Annotated in this window: 27 protein-coding genes; 17 read left to right on the top strand and 10 right to left on the bottom strand. The window is 67.9% G+C overall.

The annotated features are described in order from the left end of the window. Positions 1–5: 5 nt before the first annotated feature. The 5 genes from ON21_RS02490 to ON21_RS02470 all read left to right on the top strand — a co-directional run bounded on the left by ON21_RS02490 (position 6) and on the right by ON21_RS02470 (position 4,080). A complete protein-coding gene (locus ON21_RS02490) occupies positions 6–881 on the top strand; it encodes a CoA transferase subunit A (protein ID WP_086006344.1) in 876 nt (291 codons plus the stop codon). After that, positions 881–1,639 carry a CoA-transferase subunit beta gene (locus tag ON21_RS02485; RefSeq protein ID WP_039794849.1) on the top strand — a complete coding sequence of 253 codons (759 nt, stop codon included), beginning with the start codon at positions 881–883 and terminating at the stop codon, positions 1,637–1,639. Before ON21_RS02490 ends, ON21_RS02485 begins: the two co-directional genes overlap by 1 nt. Next, positions 1,636–2,730: an NAD(P)H-dependent flavin oxidoreductase gene (locus ON21_RS02480; protein WP_039794848.1), complete on the top strand. Its 1,095-nt coding sequence runs from the start codon at positions 1,636–1,638 to the stop codon at positions 2,728–2,730. The genes ON21_RS02485 and ON21_RS02480 overlap by 4 nt, the downstream gene beginning before the upstream one ends. A 285-nt stretch (positions 2,731–3,015) precedes the next feature. After that, positions 3,016–3,477, top strand: a complete 462-nt coding sequence (locus ON21_RS02475) for a YbhB/YbcL family Raf kinase inhibitor-like protein (RefSeq protein ID WP_051020222.1) — start codon at positions 3,016–3,018, stop codon at positions 3,475–3,477. 114 nt (positions 3,478–3,591) lie between these two features. Continuing rightward, positions 3,592–4,080, top strand: coding sequence for a hypothetical protein (locus ON21_RS02470; protein ID WP_245562432.1), 489 nt, complete (start codon positions 3,592–3,594; stop codon positions 4,078–4,080). Here ON21_RS02470 and ON21_RS02465 read toward each other — a convergent pair. After that, on the bottom strand, positions 4,077–4,472 hold the full coding sequence (locus ON21_RS02465) for a hypothetical protein (protein WP_063821003.1): 396 nt from the start codon (positions 4,470–4,472) through the stop codon (positions 4,077–4,079). The genes ON21_RS02470 and ON21_RS02465 overlap by 4 nt on opposite strands. A 457-nt stretch (positions 4,473–4,929) precedes the next feature. Further along, positions 4,930–5,406, bottom strand: a complete 477-nt coding sequence (locus ON21_RS02460) for a MarR family winged helix-turn-helix transcriptional regulator (protein WP_051020220.1) — start codon at positions 5,404–5,406, stop codon at positions 4,930–4,932. 104 nt (positions 5,407–5,510) lie between these two features. Here ON21_RS02460 and ON21_RS02455 point away from each other — a divergent pair, with 104 nt between their 5' ends. Beyond that, positions 5,511–5,882 carry a VOC family protein gene (locus tag ON21_RS02455; protein ID WP_039794857.1) on the top strand — a complete coding sequence of 124 codons (372 nt, stop codon included), beginning with the start codon at positions 5,511–5,513 and terminating at the stop codon, positions 5,880–5,882. Between the two features lie 86 nt (positions 5,883–5,968). On the opposite strand, the gene ON21_RS02450 is transcribed toward ON21_RS02455, so the two are convergent. The 3 genes from ON21_RS02450 to ON21_RS02440 are packed head-to-tail and all read right to left on the bottom strand — an operon-like array spanning position 5,969 to position 7,303. Further along, the gene (locus ON21_RS02450) at positions 5,969–6,178 is read right to left on the bottom strand and encodes a DUF397 domain-containing protein (protein ID WP_039794844.1); all 210 of its coding nucleotides are present in this window, start codon (positions 6,176–6,178) and stop codon (positions 5,969–5,971) included. A gap of 37 nt (positions 6,179–6,215) precedes the next feature. Further along, positions 6,216–6,419: a DUF397 domain-containing protein gene (locus ON21_RS02445; RefSeq protein ID WP_039794842.1), complete on the bottom strand. Its 204-nt coding sequence runs from the start codon at positions 6,417–6,419 to the stop codon at positions 6,216–6,218. Next, complete coding sequence (locus ON21_RS02440) at positions 6,416–7,303, bottom strand: helix-turn-helix domain-containing protein (RefSeq protein ID WP_039794841.1); 888 nt, start codon at positions 7,301–7,303, stop codon at positions 6,416–6,418. The genes ON21_RS02445 and ON21_RS02440 overlap by 4 nt, the downstream gene beginning before the upstream one ends. Positions 7,304–7,558: 255 nt before the next feature. Between ON21_RS02440 and ON21_RS02435 the strand changes: the two genes are divergently transcribed. The 6 genes from ON21_RS02435 to ON21_RS02410 all read left to right on the top strand — a co-directional run bounded on the left by ON21_RS02435 (position 7,559) and on the right by ON21_RS02410 (position 11,962). Beyond that, entirely contained in the window at positions 7,559–8,092 is a 534-nt protein-coding gene (locus tag ON21_RS02435) for a hypothetical protein (RefSeq protein ID WP_063821002.1), read from the top strand. Between the two features lie 142 nt (positions 8,093–8,234). After that, on the top strand, positions 8,235–8,585 hold the full coding sequence (locus ON21_RS02430) for a DUF4254 domain-containing protein (RefSeq protein ID WP_245562431.1): 351 nt from the start codon (positions 8,235–8,237) through the stop codon (positions 8,583–8,585). A 308-nt stretch (positions 8,586–8,893) separates the two neighbouring features. Continuing rightward, positions 8,894–9,499, top strand: coding sequence for a DUF3558 domain-containing protein (locus ON21_RS36690; RefSeq protein WP_083880359.1), 606 nt, complete (start codon positions 8,894–8,896; stop codon positions 9,497–9,499). 9 nt (positions 9,500–9,508) lie between these two features. Then, positions 9,509–9,889, top strand: coding sequence for a hypothetical protein (locus tag ON21_RS02420; RefSeq protein WP_039794837.1), 381 nt, complete (start codon positions 9,509–9,511; stop codon positions 9,887–9,889). After that, entirely contained in the window at positions 9,886–11,190 is a 1,305-nt protein-coding gene (locus tag ON21_RS37815) for a hypothetical protein (protein WP_039794836.1), read from the top strand. Before ON21_RS02420 ends, ON21_RS37815 begins: the two co-directional genes overlap by 4 nt. Further along, on the top strand, positions 11,183–11,962 hold the full coding sequence (locus ON21_RS02410) for an ESX secretion-associated protein EspG (protein ID WP_039794833.1): 780 nt from the start codon (positions 11,183–11,185) through the stop codon (positions 11,960–11,962). The genes ON21_RS37815 and ON21_RS02410 overlap by 8 nt, the downstream gene beginning before the upstream one ends. Before the next feature lie 79 nt (positions 11,963–12,041). Here the strand turns inward: ON21_RS02410 and ON21_RS02405 are convergent, their stop codons facing one another. From ON21_RS02405 to ON21_RS02385, 5 genes are all read right to left on the bottom strand, one after another. Continuing rightward, entirely contained in the window at positions 12,042–13,235 is a 1,194-nt protein-coding gene (locus ON21_RS02405; RefSeq protein ID WP_373281095.1) for an acetyl-CoA C-acetyltransferase, read from the bottom strand. 10 nt (positions 13,236–13,245) lie between these two features. Beyond that, positions 13,246–13,854 (bottom strand): TetR/AcrR family transcriptional regulator, encoded by a 609-nt coding sequence (locus ON21_RS02400; protein ID WP_039794829.1) that lies wholly within the window; start codon positions 13,852–13,854, stop codon positions 13,246–13,248. A gap of 45 nt (positions 13,855–13,899) precedes the next feature. Next, positions 13,900–14,628, bottom strand: a complete 729-nt coding sequence (locus ON21_RS02395; protein ID WP_039794827.1) for a hypothetical protein — start codon at positions 14,626–14,628, stop codon at positions 13,900–13,902. 242 nt (positions 14,629–14,870) lie between these two features. Continuing rightward, complete coding sequence (locus ON21_RS02390) at positions 14,871–15,668, bottom strand: SDR family oxidoreductase (protein WP_039794826.1); 798 nt, start codon at positions 15,666–15,668, stop codon at positions 14,871–14,873. Beyond that, the gene (locus tag ON21_RS02385; RefSeq protein ID WP_039794825.1) at positions 15,665–16,882 is read right to left on the bottom strand and encodes an acyl-CoA dehydrogenase family protein; all 1,218 of its coding nucleotides are present in this window, start codon (positions 16,880–16,882) and stop codon (positions 15,665–15,667) included. Before ON21_RS02385 ends, ON21_RS02390 begins: the two co-directional genes overlap by 4 nt. Before the next feature lie 75 nt (positions 16,883–16,957). Between ON21_RS02385 and ON21_RS02380 the strand changes: the two genes are divergently transcribed. From ON21_RS02380 to ON21_RS02360, 5 genes are all read left to right on the top strand, one after another. Continuing rightward, entirely contained in the window at positions 16,958–18,511 is a 1,554-nt protein-coding gene (locus ON21_RS02380; protein ID WP_281032629.1) for a FadD3 family acyl-CoA ligase, read from the top strand. Beyond that, positions 18,511–19,416, top strand: coding sequence for an enoyl-CoA hydratase (locus tag ON21_RS02375; protein ID WP_051020218.1), 906 nt, complete (start codon positions 18,511–18,513; stop codon positions 19,414–19,416). Before ON21_RS02380 ends, ON21_RS02375 begins: the two co-directional genes overlap by 1 nt. Beyond that, entirely contained in the window at positions 19,416–20,558 is a 1,143-nt protein-coding gene (locus ON21_RS02370; protein ID WP_039794822.1) for an acyl-CoA dehydrogenase family protein, read from the top strand. Before ON21_RS02375 ends, ON21_RS02370 begins: the two co-directional genes overlap by 1 nt. After that, a complete protein-coding gene (locus tag ON21_RS02365) occupies positions 20,555–21,583 on the top strand; it encodes an acyl-CoA dehydrogenase family protein (protein ID WP_039794821.1) in 1,029 nt (342 codons plus the stop codon). The genes ON21_RS02370 and ON21_RS02365 overlap by 4 nt, the downstream gene beginning before the upstream one ends. Before the next feature lie 136 nt (positions 21,584–21,719). Beyond that, the coding region (locus ON21_RS02360; RefSeq protein WP_039794820.1) for an acyl-CoA dehydrogenase family protein at positions 21,720–22,508 on the top strand (789 nt) is incomplete at its 3' end.

The raw sequence follows: 22,508 nt of genomic DNA, 5'->3' as shown, positions 1-22,508 counted from the left end.
CTTCCATGCGAGACAAGCGGATGTCGCTCGACGAGGTCGTCGGCGAACTGCGCAGCGGGATGACCATCGGCATCGGCGGCTGGGGCTCCCGGCGCAAGCCGATGGCGCTGGTGCGGGCCATTCTGCGTTCGGACATCACAGACCTGACGGTGGTCGGCTACGGCGGGCCCGATCTCGGGCTGCTGTGCTCGGCGGGGAAGGTGCGCAAGGCGTACTACGGCTTCGTGTCGCTGGATTCGCCGCCGTTCTACGACCCGTGGTTCGCCAAGGCGCGCACCTCGGGCGCGCTGGTCGCCCGCGAGATGGACGAAGGCATGCTCAAATGCGGCCTGGAGGCCGCGGCGGCGCGACTGCCGTTCCTGCCGATCCGCGCCGGGCTCGGCTCCGACGTCCCGAACTTCTGGGAAGGCGAGCTGAAGACGGTCGAATCGCCCTATCCCGTCGACGGCACGCCGGAGACCCTGATCGCCATGCCCGCGTTGCATCTCGATGCGGCGCTGGTGCACCTGAATCTCGGCGACGCGCACGGCAACGCCGCCTACACGGGCGTCGACCCCTATTTCGACGATCTGTTCTGTCTGGCGGCGCAGCGCCGCTACGTCTCGGTCGAGCGCGTGGTGGAGACCGACGAACTGGTGAAGACCGTTCCGCTGCAATCGCTGCTGCTCAACCGCATGATGGTGGACGGCGTGGTCGAGGCGCCGAACGGCGCGCACTTCACTCTCGCCGCCGACGACTACGGCCGGGACGAGAAGTTCCAGAAGCACTACGTCGAGTCCGCGAAAACGCCGGAGGCGTGGCAGCTGTTCGTCGACACCTATCTGGCCGGCTCCGAGGAGCAGTACCAGGCCGCCGTCCGCCGATTCGCCGAGGAGGCGTGATGACCAGCACCGAGACCGTCACCCGCGCCGAGATCTGCGCCATCGCCTGCGCGGAGATCTTCAGTGGCGCGGGCGAGATCATGGCCAGCCCGATGTCGCCGATGTCCATCATCGGCGCGCGGTTGGCCAAGCTCACCACCGAACCGGATCTGCTGCTGTCCGACGGCGAGGCGCTGCTGTTCGCCGAGACTCCCCCGCTGGGCGGCAAAGCGCCGATCGAAGGCTGGATTCCGTTCCGGAGGGTCTTCGACGTGGTGGCGTCCGGACGCAGGCACGTGGTGATGGGCGCCAATCAGATCGACCGGTTCGGCAACCAGAACCTTTCGGCGTTCGGCTCGTTGCAGCAGCCGACCCGGCAGATGTTCGGTGTGCGTGGCGCGCCGGGCAATACGATCAACCACGCCACCAGCTACTGGGTCGCGCGGCACACCAAGCGCGTGTTCACCGATCAGGTCGACATCGTCTCCGGGGTGGGATACGACAAGGTCGACGCGGCCGATCCGGCCTACCGCTTCCACCACCTGCACCGCGTGGTGACCAATCTGGGCGTCTTCGACTTCGAAGGCCCCGGCCACACCATGCGCGCACGCAGCCTGCATCCCGGCGTCACCGCCGAGGAAGTCGCGGAGAACACCTCGTTCGAGATCGCCGGGCTCGCCGAAGCGGGCGAGACGCGGCAGCCGACCGCCGAGGAGCTGCGGTTGATCCGTGAGGTGCTCGATCCCAAGAAGATTCGCGAAACCGAGGTCCCGTCATGAGCCCGCGCTTGCGTACGCCGCTGACCGATCTGGTCGGCATCGAACACCCGATCGTGCAGACCGGCATGGGCTGGGTCGCGGGCCCGAGCCTGGTCTCGGCGACCGCCGAAGCCGGTGGACTCGGCATCCTCGCCTCGGCCACCATGACCTTCGCCGAACTCGAGGCGGCCATCGCGAAGACCAAGGCGCACACCGCGAAACCGTTCGGCGTGAACATCCGCGCCGACGCCGCGGACGCCCCCGAGCGGATCGACCTGCTGATCCGGGAGAAGGTGGCGGTCGCGTCGTTCGCGCTCGCACCGAAGCAGGATCTGATCGCGAAGCTGAAAGACGCCGGAGTGGTGGTCATTCCGTCGATCGGCGCGGCCAAGCACGCGGTCAAAGTCGCGTCGTGGGGCGCGGATGCCGTGATCGTGCAGGGCGGGGAGGGCGGCGGACACACCGGCCCGGTGGCGACCACCCTGCTGCTGCCCTCCGTGCTGGACGCGGTGGACATCCCCGTGGTCGCCGCGGGCGGGTTCTTCGACGGGCGCGGCCTGGCCGCCGCCCTGGCCTACGGCGCGGCGGGCGTCGCGATGGGCACGCGGTTCCTGCTCACCCAGGAGAGCACCGTCCCCGATGCGGTCAAGCAGGAGTACCTGCGGCGACAGCTCCAGGACACGGTGGTGTCGCTCAAGGTCGACGGCATGCCGCACCGCGTGCTGAACACCGAACTCGTGCAGCGGCTCGAGCACTCGGGCCGCTGGCGCGGTCTCACCGCCGCCGTGGGCAACGCGGCCCGGTTCAAGAGCATGACCGGGATGAAGTGGTCCACCATGATCCGCGACGGGCTGGCCATGCGAAAGACCAAGGACCTCAGCTGGTCCCAGGTCGTGATGGCCGCGAACACGCCGATGCTGCTGCGCGCCGGATTGGTCGAGGGCAATACCGAGGCGGGCGTCCTCGCGGCGGGACAGGTCACGGGGATCATCGACGACCTGCCCACGTGCAAGGAACTGATCGATCGGATCGTCACCGACGCGGTGGAGCGAATCGAGACGATCGCGACGCTGGCCCGGGACAAGCAGTCGGCAGGGACGGGGTCGGACTGAGGGATGGCGGTCGCCGGTTCAGACCGGGGCCGTCCCGCCCGTATCCAGATCGAAAGGACCGACGCATCGGGCCGATGCCCCGCACATCCGGCCGGGTGAGCCGGGCCAGGTCGCCCCCAGGCAGTGATAGCGGCTGATTTGCCCATAATCTGGATGGTCCCGCAACGGCGTCTTACCCTGGACTGACAACGACATAACAGGGTTCGCCTGTCGATCGCCAGCCCGCCATGCGCCAGGCGAACCGTCGGACTCGATCACCATCCCTCGACTCGAGCGGAGGCCGCGATGCCCGCGACGAACGAGATCTCCGTGCGCAGTAGCGCTTTCGACCATGGCGACCCGATTCCGGCGGTCTACACCTGCGAAGGCAGGAACGAGCCGCCGCCGCTGAACTGGACGATTCCCCCGAAAGCCGCCACCTCGGCGCTGATCGTGGACGACCCGGACGCCCCGAGCGGCCTGTTCACACATTGGGTGGTCAGCAATATCCCGCCGACGACCACGTCCAGTGCGGAGGGGGAGACACCCGCGGGCGGGGTGGTCAGCCTCAACAGCGCGAAGCGCGCCGAATACTTCGGACCCTGCCCACCCGCGGGCACCGGCGTCCACCATTACCGATTCATCGTCTACGCGCTCTCGCGTCCCGTGCAGGTGGACGCGCGGACGTCAGCCAACGACGCGAGGTCCGCGATCGTCGACGCGAGCATCGGAGACGGTCAGCTCATCGGCACCTATACCGTCGACTAGCGAAAAGCCCCTGGACAGCGGACCAGTAGTGCAAGCGGATCGCTTGTCGGTGCGCCGCGGGAACACGCCGGATCGAAATGTGAAAAGGATTGGCGCACAGGACATCATGAAACGATGTCATCGGACGAGCGGACCCGAAGGAAAAATCGTAAACCGACCAAACCCGCCTCGTTCGTGGCCCAAACTAAACCGTCCTCCGACGACCATCACGATGTGGTCTACTTCCGGCGCCGGGCAGACGGAACGATTCCCGGCCGTGACTACCTTCGAGCGCTCCCAGCCGGAGTACGGGCGAAGTTCAATGCACGACTGATTGCCGTAGCCAAAGCGCCGCCGAAAAGGTTCGCCGGAGGCGGCTACTGGGAGGCCATGCACGGCAACATGACCGGATGGTTCGAGCTCCGCTGCGATGGTCCCGATCGCACCCACCACCGTCTCTACTGCCGACTGGACTACGAAGCCGAGAGAGTCGACAAGCCGCTGCTGGTCATCATCACCGGGCTGAATAAGCCTTTTCGGACGACCCTTTCCGACAGCGACTACGCCCGCGTCCGCGCGCTGGGAGCCGAGTACTTCGCAGAGAATCCGCGCTCGATCTCCTAGCGGCGATCGAACTGCTCCACCGCATCCTTCAGTTCTGCGAGGTCGTCCACTCTGCCGGTCACCAGGGCGGTCGAGAGGGCTTTGCCACCGGACCCACTCAGCGGCTCCAGCCTCAACCGGAAACCCAGGGCGGCTGCCAGCTCCGACACCGTGCGCAGCGTGGGGTTCACCGCCTTGGCGCTGAGCAAACGCCGTGCTGCCGCCGGTTCGATCGCGGCAGCACGCGCGAGTTCCGCCTTCGACAAGCTGGCTGCGGCCCGTGCGTCATCGATTGCGTTGATGATTGCGTCAACAGTCTTGACTCGAATGGATTCCAAGACGAACTCGCGGAGAAACTCAGGATCCTGCAGGTCATCACCCAGGTCATCCCAGAACAGGCTCTCGCCACTCATCGCCGTTCACCTCCTCCATATCAGTCGACCGTACCATATATGTTACACCTCAGGAATGCCCCGCCGGTTCGCCCCATCCCGCCGCGCCACATGTGAAGGTCTGGGCGTGAAAGGCGGCCTTAGCATGGACCGCTGACGCTGGGCCAGATCAACGATCTCCACCTTCGATCAGCGGGAGAAGTCCACAGCGGACGCATATACGCCTGGCGCGGAAGGCCGGAAGCCGACCGCGCCAGGCGCCGCGCTGGAGAGCTCGGGATTCGGCCGCTCATCCGGTCACTATCGGCGCAGGTTCAGATAGTGCGCGGGGGCCAGATCGACATCAGCAGGGGTAGCCAGCTCGCGGCATCCGGACCGGCGAGAAAATCCTCGAGGAGAAACGTTGGCGTGAGCTGGGCCGTGTCTATGTGTTTGCCGTGAACCGGGCTCGCTCCCATGCGCCGAGTCGGCCTGGCACTCAGCCGGTTGCTTCGTCGGCCAGGCGTTGCAGGTAGGCGGCGAACCGGCGGCGGTCCGGCTCGTCCCAGGTGGCGGTGAGCTGGTCGAAGCAGCGGCGTTGCCAGTCGCGGGATGCGGCGAGGAGTCGGTGGCCGGCGTCGGTGAGGCACAGGACCACGCGGCGGCGGTCGTGCACGGAGTCGGCGCGCACGAGAAAGCCCGCCGTGACGGCGTCGCGGACCATGCGGCTGGCTCCGGAATGATCGAGGCCGAGGTGCGTGGCGACGGCGGTCACGGTCGCCTCCTCGGCGCCGCGCAGCGTGGAGGCGACCGCTTCGACCACTTGAATGTGCTGGACTTGCCGCAGGTCGCCGCCCGGTCCCGCCGGTGCGCCGGTCAGCGCTTGACTGACCCAGCGGCGTGACCAGAAGCGGACCAGCCGGAACAGTGCGGGTCCGCCGTCCGCCTCGGAGGCATCGGCGCTGGAGCGGTTCACGGCCAGTCAACCTACCAGCACTCGTACTGCCACAGGGGTCGACAATGCATGCGCATCGCACGTATATTTGCGTGCGTATCGCACACAAATGAGTGGAGGCAGCGGTGCCCATCGTCCTGAATCACACGATCGTGCCCGCGGTCGACAAGGAGGCGGCGGCGAGTTTCTTCGCCGATCTACTCGGGCTGGAGGTGGCGGCTCCGGCGGGGCCGTTCGCGCCGGTGCACGTCAACGAGGACCTGACCTTCGACTTCGATGAACGCGGACGAGTCGAGCCCGGTCACTACGCGTTCCTGGTCGATGACGACACGTTCGACGCTGTGCTGCAACGCTTGTCGAAGTGGGCGGATGTCGACTACGGGTCCGGGCCGGAGAACGGATGGGACCGGGAGATCAATCGTCTCGGCGGAGGTCGAGGAGTCTATGTGCGCGATCCCAATGGGCACAGTTACGAGTTGTTCACTGCGGTGCCGTGAGTGAGACCAGGGTTACGGCAAAGCCAGTGCCCCGGAACTGTTCGGGTTCCGGGGCACGACGAGCAGTGATGTGCCGGGCTGCGGTATCAGGCTTCCGCTGGAGTGAACCTTCCGGCACGCATGGCCGAGGTGAGCACTTCCCAGTCACCGAATGTGAAGACCAGGGCAGGCCCGGTCGGGTTCTTCGAATCACGCACGCCGACTCCGCCGCCGTCGAGGAAAGCGACTTCGACGCAGTCCGCCTGGGTCGCACTATGACGGCTCTTGAACCAGCGAACACCCACATTCGCGGCCATCACATCACACCCCCTCGTTAGCCCAATGACGCGACGACTACCGGTGGAACTCACCAGCGACGATGTTCGCAGTGAACGCGTCCCACGCGCCAGGGCGAAACACAAGCGCTGGTCCGGCAGTGTTCTTGGAGTCCCGCACGCCGACCTGACCGCCGTCCAGGAAAGCGACCTCGACGCAGTCGGAATGTGTGCCGCTATGGCTGCTCTTGAACCAGTTCGCCGACGATAGGTCGACAGTCATACTGAAATCTCCTTCGTTACCAGCCGGAGCAGGCTCCTGCTGTCCGTCTCGTCCAGCGCTGCCCGCCGGAGACTGTCATGCACTCGATGGTACCGGTGCAGGTCATCTGGCTTCTCCAAATACATGCAGCCAGTGAAGGTTTCAAGGTAGATGATCGGAGGAGACACACTCGCACCCTTGGCGTCCTGATCGAACTCCAGGATTGCGAACTGTCCCACAGGATCGCCGACCGGCGCGCCGGCCGCGCAAGGGAGAACTCGAATGGTCACATTCGGCAGCTTCCCGACCTCGGCCAGATACCGGAGTTGCGGTCCCATGACATCAGCTCCTCCTACAGTGCTCCGCAGGACCGATTCGTGAAACACCATGTCCAATTCGATCGGCTGATGCTTTCTGGTAACGATTGTTTGGCGTTTCATCCTCAATTCGACACGTTTCTCGTGGGCGTGGCTGTCCTCGGTGGGGTTGGCCGCTCTGATGAGTACGCGGGCGTAATCGGGTGTCTGGAGTAGACCGTGCACCAGCGACGGCTGGTAGACGGTCAACTTTCGCGCCGCCGTCTCTAGTCCGACATACACGTCGAAATCCGCAGGTATCACCGTTCCGTACTCGTGCCACCAGCTCTTCGCGGCACCTTGCTGGTGCAGCCCGATCATGGCTGCGGTCATCTCAGGGGGCATCTCCAACGCATCGCAAAGCGCCTCGATATCACGCACTTTCAATCGAGTCGCTACCCCCTTCTCCAGTCGTTGCAGCACCGACGAACTCAAGTCCGTCAGCTCCGCAAGTCTTTCCAACGACAGATTCAGCGCTGTCCGTGCGTCTCGCAGGTAGTACCCGAGCTGACGCCTCGGCAGGGTCGAGCCAGTGCCGTGCTCGTCCATGGATTCCCTCTCCTAGTGCGAATACGACCCGTACTGGGTGACGGCTGCGACCCGGTACGGGTTTTGCTCTGGACCTTCGGCCGACTTCGCCTGGGAAACCCAGACATCGAACTCCACGCAGGTCAAAGGTGTTTTGCTGACTCCGCGCCCAGGAGGGGGCCACCCCGATTTCGCACCACGCCCCCCGCCCCTGGGTTCTGCCGACTTCCAGGGCTGGGCGCACCCTAGCTCACCGACTCGCGCAGAGGTCTGGAAATGAACCAATCGGAGTTCGGGGACACGCCTGTGTCCCGCTGCCGGTACTACCGGCAGGTGTGCGGTCTGCCCGCGATCATCGATCCGCCCGAATTGGGGCGCATCATCATTCGGGCCGGAATCGTCTGGGGGCTGATGATGCCCGCCCATCTCGGGCAGCTGGTGAAGATCGACCTACAGCGCCGTGGGCACGACATCGGCCCGATCATGTCCCACCCGCGCTCCCATCGCTGGAGCTATCTGGTGCGGCCCGATCTGCCCAATGACGACGGCCTGTTCGCGGAGATGTTCCGTCTCGACGTCTCCATAGTGCGGGCGGGCGGCGAGATCGCGCTTCCCTCCCCCACCGACCAGTGCGCTCGTTTCCGGCACTGGATCGAGCCACCGCGCTGTGCGTATCGGCCGTCCGGACAGTCGATCGTCGAATCGATCCGGCACCTGACACGCGAGGCGTCACGGCCGGGCGGCCGATCCCACCACCCCCTTCCGGCCACCAACGTCGAAGCTCCGAGCGGAAAGAATCTGAGCGCGTGAACCTTTCGTTTCGCGGGTTGGCTCATCCGCAGGCACGCCAGCGCACGCCCGGCGGCGTGCGATGACCACAAGAGATCCGTTTCCCGCCAAGCACCGCCTTTTGGCCGCCTGTCGCGGGGACGCACACGACGATCATCCGCTGTTGACCGCTGCCCGGGATCTCGCCGCACTGCACGAACACCGCCTCGCGGCAGGACTGGCGCAAGCCGAGTCGATCGATCACTGCCGTGCGCGCCTGGTCGGGGACATCGACCGCTGGGTCACCGCCCGCCTGCGACCATCGCTCGGCGCGGCCCGAGTCCACACCGAAACGGTCGGCTCGGTGATCGACCGTCTGGCCGAATATACCGCCCTCGCCTACGCGGCATTGGCGACCAGCTCGACCTGGGTCCTCGGCGACGCATGGGAGCGCCTGGCGGAACTGGCCGTCGGCTATGAAGACCTCAAAGACGAGGTGGCGGCAGGTCATCGCCGTTTGCCCGGCGGACCCTAGGCAAGGGCGGCCTTCGCAGGCCGCGGTGAAATCGATACGCCGCGAATACATCCCGCAAGTAATCGACCGAGTTGCCCGCGGACGCCGCGTCCTCGTTGGAGCCAGCCGCTGCGAGATGTCCCTCGACGTACGACCGCGTGACCTACTCGGAATCGCGAGCGTGTCAGGATTCCGATCGTCTGCGCCACTGTGCTCCGATTTCCGTCGCGCTTCGCCTCACCCGGCGGCGACTGTTGCGACCCCGTGAACCGCCCAGTAGCGTCGATCCCAGCTTGCAGGGGGCGGAGGAGCCGGTCCGGCCCCTTTCGATGCGTTACGGCACCGGCGGTGAGGAACCGATGACGAGCTGGGGGAAGCTGTTACGCGGTGCCGCGCTCGCGACCGGTGCGGTGGTGGTGCTGGCTGGGTGTGGTGACTCCACCGGAGGTACACCGACTCCGGCCACGTCGGCGCTCCCGACGACCTCGGCCACGAAGTCGTCCGATCCCGATGCCGCGCTGTGGAATCCTTGCGATCTGCCTGAGTCAGCGATATCGGGGACAGGCTTGGACCCGGCAAGCAAAGAAAAAGACGTCGCTGGGGTGGATTTCACCGGTTGGAAGGTGTGTGGCTGGCGAGCGAGCTCACGCTGGTACGACCTGACGATCTTCTCCGGGACGCCGACACTCGACGAGTACATGCAGCGTCCTGACTTCGAGCACTTCGTGCCACAGACTGTCGGCTCGCGTCGCGCCGTCGAATTCTTGGATGTCGGCGACACTCAACGTCTCGGTTGCAGCATCGCGATCGCAGTGCGGGGAGGAACGGTGTCGTTCGGTGTCCTCACCCGGTATTCAGTCGGCAAGCAGGGCGATCCGTGCATCCAAGTTCACCGCCACGTTGACGATTTGGTGAAGTACCTGCCCGGAAGCTGAGGAGAAGCCATGATATCGGGCGCAGACGCGCAAGAATGGCGAAGGGTTCTGGACCTGACCAACTCGGGCGAGATCGCCTTGCATCCCGACGTGGGGCGTGGGCTGGACAAGGCCTGCGACGATTACCTGAACCGGCTCGACGGATTGCTGCAGATGACGCGGCGCGTCAGACTTGTGAGTGGGTTCGGCGGCTTTCCTTCGAGTAAGGCCCTACAAGAGAAGTTCAGCCTCAAATCGACCGGCACCGACCAATCCTTGGACGCCGTCCTCATGCAGCACATCGACGCGGTAAAGATCGCGAAAGAAGTCGTCGCCAAAGCGATCGCGAACTTCGTCGAGCTGGACCAATCGAGAGCCGACCAGTTCACCGGCTTGGACGCGCAACGATGACCTACGAGGAGTACCGCGCCCGGATCATCGCCGCGCAGGAGCAGTGGAATCGGGAGCGCGACACGATCTACGACTTCACCAGCCGGTTGGGCACGTCGTTCCAGGGGGAATACGAGCCGCCGCGCATTCCGGGGCCGGACAACTACGACAGCATGACGTTGGCGCAGATGGTCGACGCCGTGAACGCGATGCGGCCGGGTACGGTGCGCGAGGCGTCGGAGGCCTGGCTGAACATCGGGATGAATCTGACCGGTGCGATTCAGGCGTTCAACGAGCAGTTCGGCCGCACCGTGACCGGGGACGGCACGAATCCGGGCTGGACCGGGCAATCCGGGAAAGCGGCGGCGGACGCGGTGACGAACTACCGGAACCAGTCGGGAAATCTCGCCGACGCCGCGTGTCTGGTGAGTTTCAAGCTGTCGGAGATGCATACCGGTCTCGAGCAGACGCAGGCGTTGATGCCGCAGGCCACCGAACGCCCGGACCTGAGAGATAAGACGTTGCCTCAGGACGGCGTCATGAAGGCGGGCGATTACACCGAAGAGGAAGCCACGCAGGAAGCGCGCAGGATCCTGCGCACGGTCTACGGCCAAGTCGCGACTCAGACCGACCACGGTGTGCCCGTCCTGCCGACGGCTCCGCAGATCGTGGCGGATCCCGGGCAGCAGCCGGGTATCTCGTCGTCTGGCGCTCCGAATACCTCCCCGCCCCAAGCGACTACCGAGTCGGACCGACCCGAAGCCGCGCAACCGGAGACCACCCAGCAGTCCGACGGCGACCCACGACAGTCGCCCGAGACCGACCCCGCCACCACACCTCAGGCCGTCACCCCGGCGGGTGTGGACCAGTCGACCGGCGTGCAGCCGACCACGTCCAACACGCCGTCGACCACACCGAGCAGCACCACTACGCCGAGCCCGAACATCACCACCGCTCCGGCGACGCCGGGTCGGCCCGGGACGACGAGCCCGAACACACCCGGGCGTCCCGGCACTCCCTTCGTATCCGGTGCACCGAACACCGCCGCGACTCCTGCACCAGGCCGCAACGTCCCGGCCGGTCCCCAGCAGCCGAACACGCTTCCCGCCGCCACGGCAACCGGAAGCCAGACGGCGCGAACCGGCACGACCGGAGCGAGCGGCATCGCCCCGGGGATGGGGTCTCGTGGCAAGGACGACGAACGCGAGACATCGGGCGTCAAGGACTACCTGGTCAACCAGCACAACGGCGAGCAACTCACCGGTCTGGATTCCTTGCCGAAGGCCGTTCCCCCGGTCATCGGAGAGAACCCGCATGGCTGACTGGCGCTTCACCGGGCAGGAATTCGAGATCCTTTGGTCCGCCTATGGTCGCGACCGTCTGCCCTACCCGCTGCAATACCGGCCGGAAGAGATGGATTTCGCCGATCTGAAGCGTCAACGCGAGGAAGCGGTCGACGCGCTGCTCGGGCGATACGCCGTCGAGCTGGAACGTGCGCTCGACGTATTGCTGGAGCCGGAGGTGCGGGTCGAGTCCAAAGGCATGGGCGGCCCGGACATGTCGATCGTGTTCCGTTTCCACGGCGCGGTACGCGGGGAGATAGGCGCCACCCTGGTCCAGCTCCCCGGCCACGCGCCGGACACCGGCGGTGACGTGATCGTGAGTTATTGCGCGGCAGGGCGGGTCGCCGCCAAAGCCGTGGCCGCGCTGCCGAAGATGTCGGCGGGCACGCATCCGCCGATCGAAGTGCGCCGCGAAGAAGTGACCGCCGATCGGGAACGACCGGTGCGCAAGCCGTACGAGGTCGGCACCGTGGCGCGGCTGGACCAGATCTTCAAGCGGGAACGCCTCGGGCTGGGCGAGATCACGGTGTTCGCCGGCCCGGCCGTCGACGCCCGCCCGAGCTTCGGGCGCGGGTTCTGGTGGATGGACTACACGGATGGCCGCTACTACGTGAGAACCGGCGACCCCATCGTCGCCAAACCGCTCGCCCCCGCCGCCATGGCGGCCGAGATCAACCGCCTCACCGCGTTGACCCAGCGTTACTACCGCGAGGACCGCGAACACGACGAATACCTGCGCTCGCAGCGATAAGGACTTCGCGTGAATGGCGGGTTCACCACGACACACGAGCGGCACGTCGAACTCTCGGCGTGCCGCTCGCTCGCGCGGATCAGCGCGGCAGGCGCTCGATGATGGTCACGTTGGCGGTGCCGCCGCCTTCACAGATGGTGAGCAGGCCGTAGCGTCCCTCGATCCGCTCGAGCTCGTTGAGCAGCGTCGCGAACAGCTTCGCGCCGGTCGCGCCGAGCGGGTGGCCGAGGGCGATGGCGCCGCCGTTGACGTTGACCTTCTCCGGATCGGCTCCGGTCTCCTTCAGCCAGGCCAGCACCACCGGGGCGAAGGCCTCGTTGATCTCGACCACGTCGATGTCGTCGATGGTGAGACCGGTCTTCTCCAGCGCCCACTTGGTCGCCGGGATCGGCGCGGTGAGCATGTAGATCGGGTCCGCGCCGCGCGCGCTCACATGGTGGATGCGCGCTCGCGGCGTCAAGCCGTACTCCTGCACCGCCCAGTCCGAAGCGAGCAGGGTGGCGCTGGCGCCGTCGGAGATCTGGCTGGCCACCGCGGCCGTCAGCGGGCTGCCCTCGGCCAGCGCGGGCAACGAGGCCATCTTCTCCAGGCTGGTCTCGCGCGGCCCCTGGTCGATCCAGAAATCGCCGACCGGCACGATCTCCTTGTCGAAGCGGCCGTTCTTGATCGCGTCGCGGGCGCGCTCGTGGCTGCGCAGCGCCCAGCGCTCCATGTCCTCTCGGCTGATGTCCCACTTCTCGGCGATCAGCTGCGCGCCACGGAACTGCGACACCTCGCCGGTGCCGTAGCGGTGGTCCCAGCCCTGCGATCCGACGAACGGCGAATCGAAGCCGTACTCCTTGCCCGCGAGCATGGCCGCCGAGATCGGGATCGCGCTCATGTTCTGCACGCCGCCCGCGACGATCACCTCGGCGGTGCCGCTCATGATCGCCTGCGCGCCGAAATTGATGGCCTGCTGGCTGGATCCGCACTGCCGGTCCACCGTGACGCCGGGCACCTCTTCGGGGTAACCGGCGGCCAGCCACATGGTGCGGCCGATGTTGCCCGCCTGCGGGCCGACGTTGTCGACGCAACCGACGATGACGTCGTCCACGTTCCCCGGATCGATCGGGTTGCGGTCAAGCAGACCGCGCAGCGCGGCGGCACCAAGATCGGCCGGGTGCACGCCCGCCAGTGCGCCGCCGCGCTTGCCGACGGGGGTGCGCACCGCATCGATCACGTAGGCGTCCCGCAGCGGGGCATACGGACGACGGGACGCGGAAGGTGCTGACATGTAAGGACTCCTACGTGGTGCGCGCGCCGGCGGTGAGCCCGTCGAGCACGATGGTCAGGTACTGCTTCGCGAGGTTCTCGACGGTGACCGGGCCGCCGGGGCGGTACCACCGCACCGCGACCCACACCGTGTCACGCAGGAACCGGTAGGCCAGTTCGACATCCAGCTCCGGCCGGAAGCTGCCGTCCTGGACGCCGTTGGTCAGCACCCGGTGCCACAGCTCGCGGAATTCGCGGTTGTACGCGGCGATGTAAGTGAACCGTTCCGAGTCGCGCAGTCGCTTCGCCTCGGCCTGGTAGATCGCCACCGCGGCGTGCCAGCGGTCGAACGACTCGTAGGACGCGAGCACCAAGGCTTCCAAGGTGTCTCGCGAACTCAGTCCGGAGGCGACGATCTCGCGGTAGCGGCCGAACAGCTCGTCCAAGAATCCGCGCAGGATCTCGTCCACCATCGACTCCTTGGAATCGAAGTGGTGGTAGAGGCTCCCCGAGAGGATCCCGGCCGCGTCGGCGATATCGCGCACGGTGGTGGCGCGCAATCCCCGCTCGGCGAACAATTCGGCCGCCAAGGCGAGCAACTCGCTGCGCCGTGCTGATTTAGAGGCGTCTGGTGCGGGCACACGGCCATCATACAACCAAGCATTTGCTTGGTATAGCGGCCCCGCTCAACGGGCCGAGTAGCGCAACGGCGAGGAGACCGAAAGATCGGCGAGCAGACGATCGCAGATGATCACGGGCGAGACGCCCGCCCGCGCCATCCGGGCGACGAGCGCGAGACGACGTTCGCAGCTGTCCCACTCCACGATGAGCTGACCGCGGTCGGGACCGGCGTCCACCGTGGCCATCACCCGCGGCGGTCCGCCCCGCACCGGCTCCTCGCTCAGCTTGAGCACCATGCCGCGCTGCCAGGCGTGGTAGGTGTCCATGTCGGCCCCGATCACCAGTTTGTCGGTGGCCGCGCACAGGCCCTGCGCGATCTCGTCCGAGAACGTCACCTGGTCGAAGCGAAATTTCCGGCATTTCGCGACCACCGCGAGCAGGTCGGCGCGCACCTCGCACAGCAGCGCCGTCTGGCGCTGCCTGCGCTGCTCCTGTTCGCTCTCCGTGCCGTCGGCGCTGAGGCCGATGCGCCGGGCGCGCTCGCGATCGCGCGCCAGATCGGCCCGCAGCGCGCCGCGCGGATCACGGGCGACCTCGCCTTCATCGACGGCGTGCTGCTCGAGAATCCGCGCGGCGGCCATGGCGACCGCGCTTTCGGAGGTGTGCTCGATGAGCTCGGCGCCGAGGGTGAGAGCCGAGAGGACGAGGCTGTCGAGCCGTCGCCTGGCGAGCACTACTTCGCGCACCACATCGAGTTCCAATTGTTCGCCGGCAGGTGGGCGATCCCGGCCCATAGCCATCGCCCCCTTGAAGAGCGCTGATCCGATCTCATTCAGCATGGCATACGGCGGCGCGCTCCGGCTCGTCCTTTTCCACCTGATCAGCTGCCCATTTCACGGGGCAGGCGGGACGCGGGAAGGCGATCGCAATACAGCGTGCGAGGATCGTCCCAAAGGTCCGGACAAGCGGCTGCTCGGCGGTCGCCGGATGTGCTCGCGCGCCCGGAACGAGCGCACGAGCCGGAAAACCTTCTCGCTCAGGCGCGTTGGCTGCTGATCGAGACCACCTCGCCGGTCAGGTAGGTGGTGTAGTCGCTGGCCAGCATGGCGATCGTCGCGGCGACCTCCCACGGCTCGGCCGCACGGCCGAACGCCTCGCGCTCCGACAGCCGATCGAGCAGCTCGGTCGAGCTGACCTTGTCCAGGAAGGCGTGCCTGGCGATGCTCGGGGCCACCGCGTTGATCCGGACGCCGAGTTCGGCGGCCTCGACGGCGCTGCACCTGGTCAACGCCATGACGCCCGCCTTCGCCGCGGCGTAGTGCGCCTGGCCGTATTGCGCGCGCCAGCCGAGCACGCTGGCGTTGTTCACGATCACGCCGCCGTGGCCCGCGTCGCGGAAGTAGCCGAGGGCGGCTCTGGTGCAGCGGAAAGTGCCGTTGAGGGTGATGTCGAGGACGCGGTCCCACTGCTCGTCGGTCATGTCGACCACGGGCGTCTCCCCGCCCAGCCCGGCGTTGTTGACCATGATGTCGATCCGGCCGACGGCTTCGGCGGCGCCGCGGACCAGTGCGTTCACCTGCTCGGTGCTCTGCACGTCGCACGGGATGGAGGCGACCCGCCGGTCCGGGAACTCGGCGGCCAGCTCGGTCGCGGTTTCGGCCAGACGCCGCTCGTGCCAGTCGGAGATCACCACGTTCGCGCCTTCGGCCAGCAGCCTGCGCGCGGTCGCCGAGCCGATGCCCGTGCCCGCCGCCGCGGTGATGACGGCCGAACGTCCGGTCAGCAGGCCGTGCCCCGGAACGGGCGCGGGGGCGACCGACAGCGGCCCCGTCACGGGCGGGCCTCGCGCGGCAGGCCGAGCACCCGCTCGGCGATGATGTTGCGCTGCACTTCGTTCGAACCTCCGTAGATGGTGTCGGCGCGGGTGAACAGATACAGCCGCTGCCATTCGTCGAGATCGTTCTCGCCCGCCACCAGGCCGCGGGCGCCGAGCACGGCCATCGCCAGCTCTCCCAGCCCGCGATGCCAGTTGGCCCAGAGCAGTTTCGCCACCGAAGCCTGGCCCGCGCCGTCGTCCACGCCCGCGCCCTCCATCGTGCGCATGGCGTGCGCGCGCAGCACCCGCAGGCCGACCCAGGCCCGGTCGATCCGATCCGCGATCAACGGGTCGTCGGCCGCGCCGGTGCGGCGGGCCAGAGCCTCGATGTCGGCCAGCTCGCGGGCGAACCGGATCTGCTGACCCAAAGTGGAGATGCCGCGCTCGAAGGTGAGCGTGCCCATGGCGATCCGCCAGCCGTCGCCCGGCTGGCCGACCACCAGGTCGGCCGCCGTGCGGGCGTTGTCGAAGAAGACTTCGTTGAATTCGGAGGTGCCGGTCAGCTGGATGATCGGGCGCACCTCGATGCCCGGCTGCTGCATCGGAACCAGCAGGTAGGACAGGCCCTTGTGCCTGGCGGAGCCGCGCTCGGTGCGGGCGACGACGAAGCACCAGTCCGCCACGTGGGCCAGCGAGGTCCAGATCTTCTGCCCGTTGATCGACCACTCGTCGCCGTCCAGGTGCGCCGCGGTGGTGATGGCGGCCAGGTCGGAGCCCGCGCCGGGTTCCGAATAGCCCTGACACCACAGTTCGCTGACGTTGCGGATGCCGGGCAGGAAGCGGTCCTTCTGGGCCTGGGTGCCGAACGCGAGCAAGGTCGGGCCGAGCAGTTCCTCGCCGACGTGCGACACCCGCGCGGGGGCGTTCGCCTTGGCGTATTCCTCGTGGAAGATCACCTGCTGGCGCACCGTGGCCTCGCGGCCGCCGTACTCCTTCGGCCAGCCGAGGCAGGTCCACCCGGCCGCGGCCAGGTGCCGGTCCCAGGCCAGGCGTTCGTCGAACGCCTCGTGTTCGCGGCCGGGACCGCCGAGGCCGCGCAGCGCGCGGAATTCGCCGTTGAGGTTCTCCTCCAGCCACTCGCGCACTTCGGCGGCGAAGCGTTCGTCCTGCGCGGCGGAAAACCGCCCGTCCGGAGCGGCGGTGTCGGATTCTGAGGTCTGGATCGCACCCACGCCGGTAGGATAACCTACCAAGCACTTGCTTTGTAGAGTGCACGCATAACTCGCTCGCGGACGGTAAGGACAACCGTGACAACCCCTGCACAGACGACACCGATGGCACTGCACCACGCCGCTCGGACCTTCGGCGACGCCCCCGCGATCGCCGACGGCTCGGTCCGGCTGGACTGGACCCGATTGCTCGAGGCGGTCCAGGAAGTGGCGCGGGCGCTCATCGCGCGCGGAGTGCGGACGGGCGACCGCGTGGCCATGTGGGCGCCCAATACCCACCACTGGGTGATCGCCGCGCTGGCCGCCCACTACGCGGGCGCGGCGCTGGTGCCGTTGAACACCCGATACGTCGCCGACGAGGCCGCCGACGTACTCGGACGGGTGGACGCCAAAGCCCTGTTCATCGCGGGACCGTTCCTCGGCCGCGACCGGCTCGTCGAACTGCGCACGTCCGCGCCCGACCTGGCCATCGACACGGTGGTGGTGATCCCGGTGGAGCCGGGCACCGAGAACACCGACATCGCCGCGCTGGACTGGTCGGAACTCTCGACCGTCGCCGCGCCGGTCACCGTGGCCGAAGCCGAAGAACGCGCCGAGTCGGTCCGCCCCGACGACATCTCCGACATCTTGTTCACCTCCGGCACCACCGGCCGCAGCAAGGGCACGCTGGTCGCGCACCGACAAGCGCTGTCGGTGGTGCGGGCCTGGGCCGAGTGCGCCACCCTGCGCGGCGACGACCGGTATCTGGTGGTGAACCCGTTCTTCCACAACTTCGGTTACAAGGCGGGCATTCTCGCCTGCCTGGTCACGGGAGCCACGATCATCCCGCAGGCCGTTTTCGACGTGCCGGAGACGATGCGGCTGATCGGCGCCGAGCGGGTCACCGTGCTGCCCGGCCCGCCGACGATCTACCAGACGATCCTGGATTTCCCGCGCCGCGCCGAATTCGACCTGAGTTCCCTGCGGGTGGCCGTCACCGGAGCGGCGACGGTGCCGGTGGTGCTGATCGAGCGGATGCGCTCGGAACTGGCCTTCGACGTCGTCATCACCGCCTACGGCCTGTCCGAGAGCGCGGGATTCGGCACCATGTGCCGCGTCGACGACGACGCCGAGACCATCGCGAACACCTGCGGCAGGCCGATCGCGGATTTCGAACTGCGCCTCGGCGAGGCGGGCGAGGTGCTGCTGCGCGGGCCGAACGTGATGCTCGGCTACCTGGACGATCCGGACAGCACCGCGGAGACGATCGACGCCGACGGCTGGCTGCACACCGGCGACATCGGCACGATCGACGACCGCGGGTACCTGAAGATCACCGACCGGCTCAAGGACATGTACATCTCCGGCGGCTTCAACGTCTACCCCGCCGAAGTGGAACAGGCGCTGGCCCGGCTGGACGGCGTGGCGGAGTCGGCGGTCGTCGGCGTGCCGGACACCAGGATGGGCGAGGTGGGCAAGGCGTATGTGGTGCGCAAGCCCGGCTCGGGCCTCACCGAGGATCAGGTGCTCGCCCACGCCACCACCGTGCTGGCCAATTTCAAGGTGCCGCGGTTCGTCGAATTCCGCGATCAGCTGCCCTACAGCGCCGCCGGGAAAGTGCTCAAGCGTCAACTACGTGAGGAGAAGTCGTAATGTCGGAACCGGCAACCCCGGACCAGGGTCCGGCGATCCCGGACGAGGGTGAGGTCGTCACCTACGAGCGGCGCGGGCGCGTCGCGATCGTCACGCTGAACCGGCCGGACTACCGCAATGCGCAGAACTCGGTGATGACCTACGCCCTCGACGCCGCGTTCGAGCGCGCCGTGGAGGACCCCGAGGTCGGGGTGATCGTGCTGGCGGGCAACGGCAAACACTTCAGCGCCGGGCACGACATCGGCACGCCAGGACGCGACCACCACGTGCGGTACCAGAACAAGGCCGCGCTGTGGTGGGACCACGTGGACCGGGCCGGCGGCGACCAGCGCTTCGCCCGCGAGCTCGAGGTCTACCTCGGCATGTGTCGGCGCTGGCGGGAGATCCCCAAGCCGACCATCGCCATGGTGCAGGGCGCCTGCATCGCGGGCGGACTCATGCTGGCCTGGGTGTGCGATCTGATCATCGCCTCCGACGACGCGTTCTTCTCCGATCCCGTTGTCCGCATGGGCATTCCGGGCGTGGAGTATTTCGCGCACCCGTGGGTGATGGGTCCGCGTGCGGCCAAGGAATTCCTGTTCACCGGCGACCGGTTCGGCGCCGCGCAGGCCAAGGAGTGGGGCATGGTCAACCGGGTGGTGCCGCGCGCCGAATTGGCGGCCGAGACCCTCGCGCTGGCCGAGAAGATCGCCACCATGCCGCAATTCGGTCTCGCGCTCACGAAGAAGGCGGTCAACCAGGCCGAGGATCTGATGGGCATGCGGTCGGGCATGGACTCGGTCTTCGGCCTGCACCACTTCGCGCACGCACACAACGCCGAGGTCGGCGCCGACTCACTGGGCGGCATGAACGCCAAGTCGATGAAGGCTTCCGCGAGCACCGCAGAACAGAACGGAACGACGTAGTGGATCTGGATCTCGACCAGGCGACCCAGGAATTCCAGCGGGAGGTCCGCGAATTCCTGGCCGCGAACAAACCCGCGAAACCGCTGCCCTCCATGGACACCAAAGCGGGATTCGAGGCGCACCGCGCGTGGGAGAGCACCCTCGCCGACGCCCGGCTCTCGGTGGTGGCCTGGCCGGAGGAGTTCGGCGGGCGCAATGCCTCGCTGCTGGAATGGGTGCTGTTCGAGCAGGAGTACTACGCGGCGGGCGCGCCGGGGCGGGTCAGCCAGAACGGCATCTTCCTGCTGGCGCCGACGCTTTTCGAACACGGCACCCCCGAGCAGCTGGAACGGATCATGCCGCGGATGGCGCGCGGCGACGACATCTGGGCGCAGGCGTGGTCGGAGCCCGAGGCGGGCAGCGACCTGGCCGGTATCCGCTCGACCGCCCGGCGCACCAACGGCGGCTGGCTGCTGAGCGGACAGAAGACGTGGAGTTCGCGGGCCGCCTTCGCGGACTGGGCGTTCGGGCTGTTCCGCAGCGACCCCGAGGCCGAGCGGCACAAGGGCCTCACCTACGTCATGTTCCCGCTGACCGCCGACGGGGTTTCGGTCCGACCGATCCCGCAACTGGACGGGGAACCCGGCTTCGCGGAGATCTTCCTCGACGACGTGTTCGTGCCGGACCGCGACGTCATCGGCGCGCCCGGCGCGGGCTGGCGCGTGGCGATGAGCACCTCGAGCAACGAACGCGGCCTCTCGCTGCGCAGCCCCGGCCGGTTCAGCGCCACCGCGCAGCGGCTGATCGATCTCTGGCGCGAGGCGGGCGACGAGGACAACACCGCGCAGCGCGACGCGGTGGTGGACGCCTGGATCGGCAGCGAGGCCTACCGATTGCACACGTTCGGCACGGTCACCCGGCTCAACGAAGGCGGCAAGCTCGGCGCGGAATCCTCGATCACCAAAGTGTTCTGGTCCGAGCTGGACATCGCCATGCACGAGACCGCGCTCGAGGTGCTCGGCCCGGCGGCGGAGCGTTCCGGGCCGTGGACCGACGGTTACCTGTTCGCGCTCTCGGGACCGATCTACGCGGGCACCAACGAGATCCAGCGCAACATCATCGCCGAGCGGCTGCTCGGACTACCGAGAGGAAGCAGCCGATGAGATTCGCGCTCAGCCCCGAACAACTCGATTTCGCCGCCAGTCTGCGCAAACTGCTGGAGGCGGGCCGCGCGCCCTCGGCCGTGCGCGCGTGGGCGTCCGGCGACAGCGGGCCCGGTCGCGCGCTGATCCGGCAACTGGCCGAGGCCGGTGTGCTGGGTCTGGCCATCGCGGAGGAGCACGGCGGCATCGGCGCCGAACCGATCGATCTGGTCGTGGCCTTCCAGGAGATCGGCCGGGCGGCCGTGCCGGGACCGCTGGTGGAGACCGCCGCGGCGATTCCGGCACTGCTGCAAGCGCTTCCGGACCAGAGCCCGGCCGCGCGCTGGCTGACCGACTTCGCGGAAGGCACGGCGCTCGGCACCGTCGCCTTCGCCGGACCCGGGCGCAGCGGTGTCGCGTTGGACGCCGACGCCGCCGAGGTGGTCCTGCTGGCGGGCGAGCGGCTGTCCATCGGGCACCGCACCGGCCTGGTGCGATCGGTCGATCCCGCCCGCCGCCTGTTCGCCGTCGCCGCGGACGAGACCGTCATCGAAGGCGAGCAGGTCGGCGCGGCCGTGGCCGCCGGGTTCGACACCGGCGCGCTGGCCTGTGCGGCCCAGCTGCTCGGCGCGGGCAAGGCCCTGCTGCACGCGTCCACCGAATACGCCAAGCAGCGCAAGCAATTCGGCAAACCGATCGGCGAGTTCCAGGCCGTCAAACAGAAGCTGGCCGATGTGCTCATCGCGCTGGACCTGGCCGAGCCGCTGCTCTACCGGGCCGCGCTGACCATGACCGGACCCACCCGCGGCCGGGACGTCTCGGCCGCCGTGATCGCCTGCGGCGACGCCGCCTACCGCGCGGCCCGCACCGCGCTCCAGGTGCACGGCGCGATCGGCTACACCGCCGAGTACGACCTCTCGCTGTGGCTGACCAAGGTGACCGCCCTGCGTTCGGCCTGGGGCACACCGGACCTGCATCGCGCCCGGATCGCCCACGCGCTGCGGGCGGACACCGACCAGGAACGCGCCGAGCGGGGCATCGCATGAGCGGTCAGGCCCGGAGGCGGCAGCGTAGCGTGACCACGCAGGGCCCCGCTCATGCGAGAAACACACACAGCATGAGCGGTCAGGCCCGGAGGCGGCAGCGAAGCGTAACCACGCAGCGCCGGCAGGAAGGACACCGATGAGCACCGCCGAACACCAGGAATTCCTCGCCTCGGTGCGGGCGCTGCTGACCAAGCACGCCGGGTCCGCGGCGGTGCGCGCCGCGATGGACACCGAACTCGGCTACGACCCGGCGCTGTGGCGGCTGCTGTGCGAGCAGATCGGCGTCGCGGCGCTGGCGATTCCCGAGGAGTACGGCGGCTTCGGTGCGAGTCTGGTCGAATCACTGCTGGTGGTGGGCGAATTGGGCCGCACGCTCGCCGGTGTGCCGATGCTCGGCTCTGCCGTCCTCGGCGGGCAGGCGGTGCTGCTGTCCGGCGATCGCGACGCATGCGCGCGGCTGCTGCCCGGAGTGGCGGAGGGCACCCGCACGATCGCGGTCTGCTGGGCGGACGAGCGCGGCTGGGACGCGCCGGGCGTACGGGAGGCGGACGGCGCCCTCACCGGGACCGCGCACTACGTGCTCGACGGCATGTCGGCGGACACCTTCGTCGTCGTCACGCCGACCGGTCTGTTCGAGATCGCGCCCGCCGCGCCGGGCGTCACCCGGCGATCCGCGCCCACCATGGACCCCACCCGCAAACTGGCCGAAGTCGATTTCGCCGACGCGCCCGCACGACGGCTCGGCTCGGGCGACCAGTCCGCGACGGTCACCCGGCTGCGGGAGATCGCGTGGGCCGCGCTGGCCGCGGAGCAGGTCGGAGCCGCCGACCGCTGCCTGGAGACGACGGTGGAATACGCCAAGTCCCGGGTGCAGTTCGGCCGGGTGATCGGCAGCTTCCAGGCGCTCAAGCACCGCATGGCCGAC

The sequence above is a fragment of the Nocardia araoensis NBRC 100135 genome, from assembly GCF_000308435.1.
GTDB classification, from domain to species: domain Bacteria; phylum Actinomycetota; class Actinomycetes; order Mycobacteriales; family Mycobacteriaceae; genus Nocardia; species Nocardia araoensis.
This window is presented reverse-complemented; position numbering and strand designations above follow the sequence as displayed.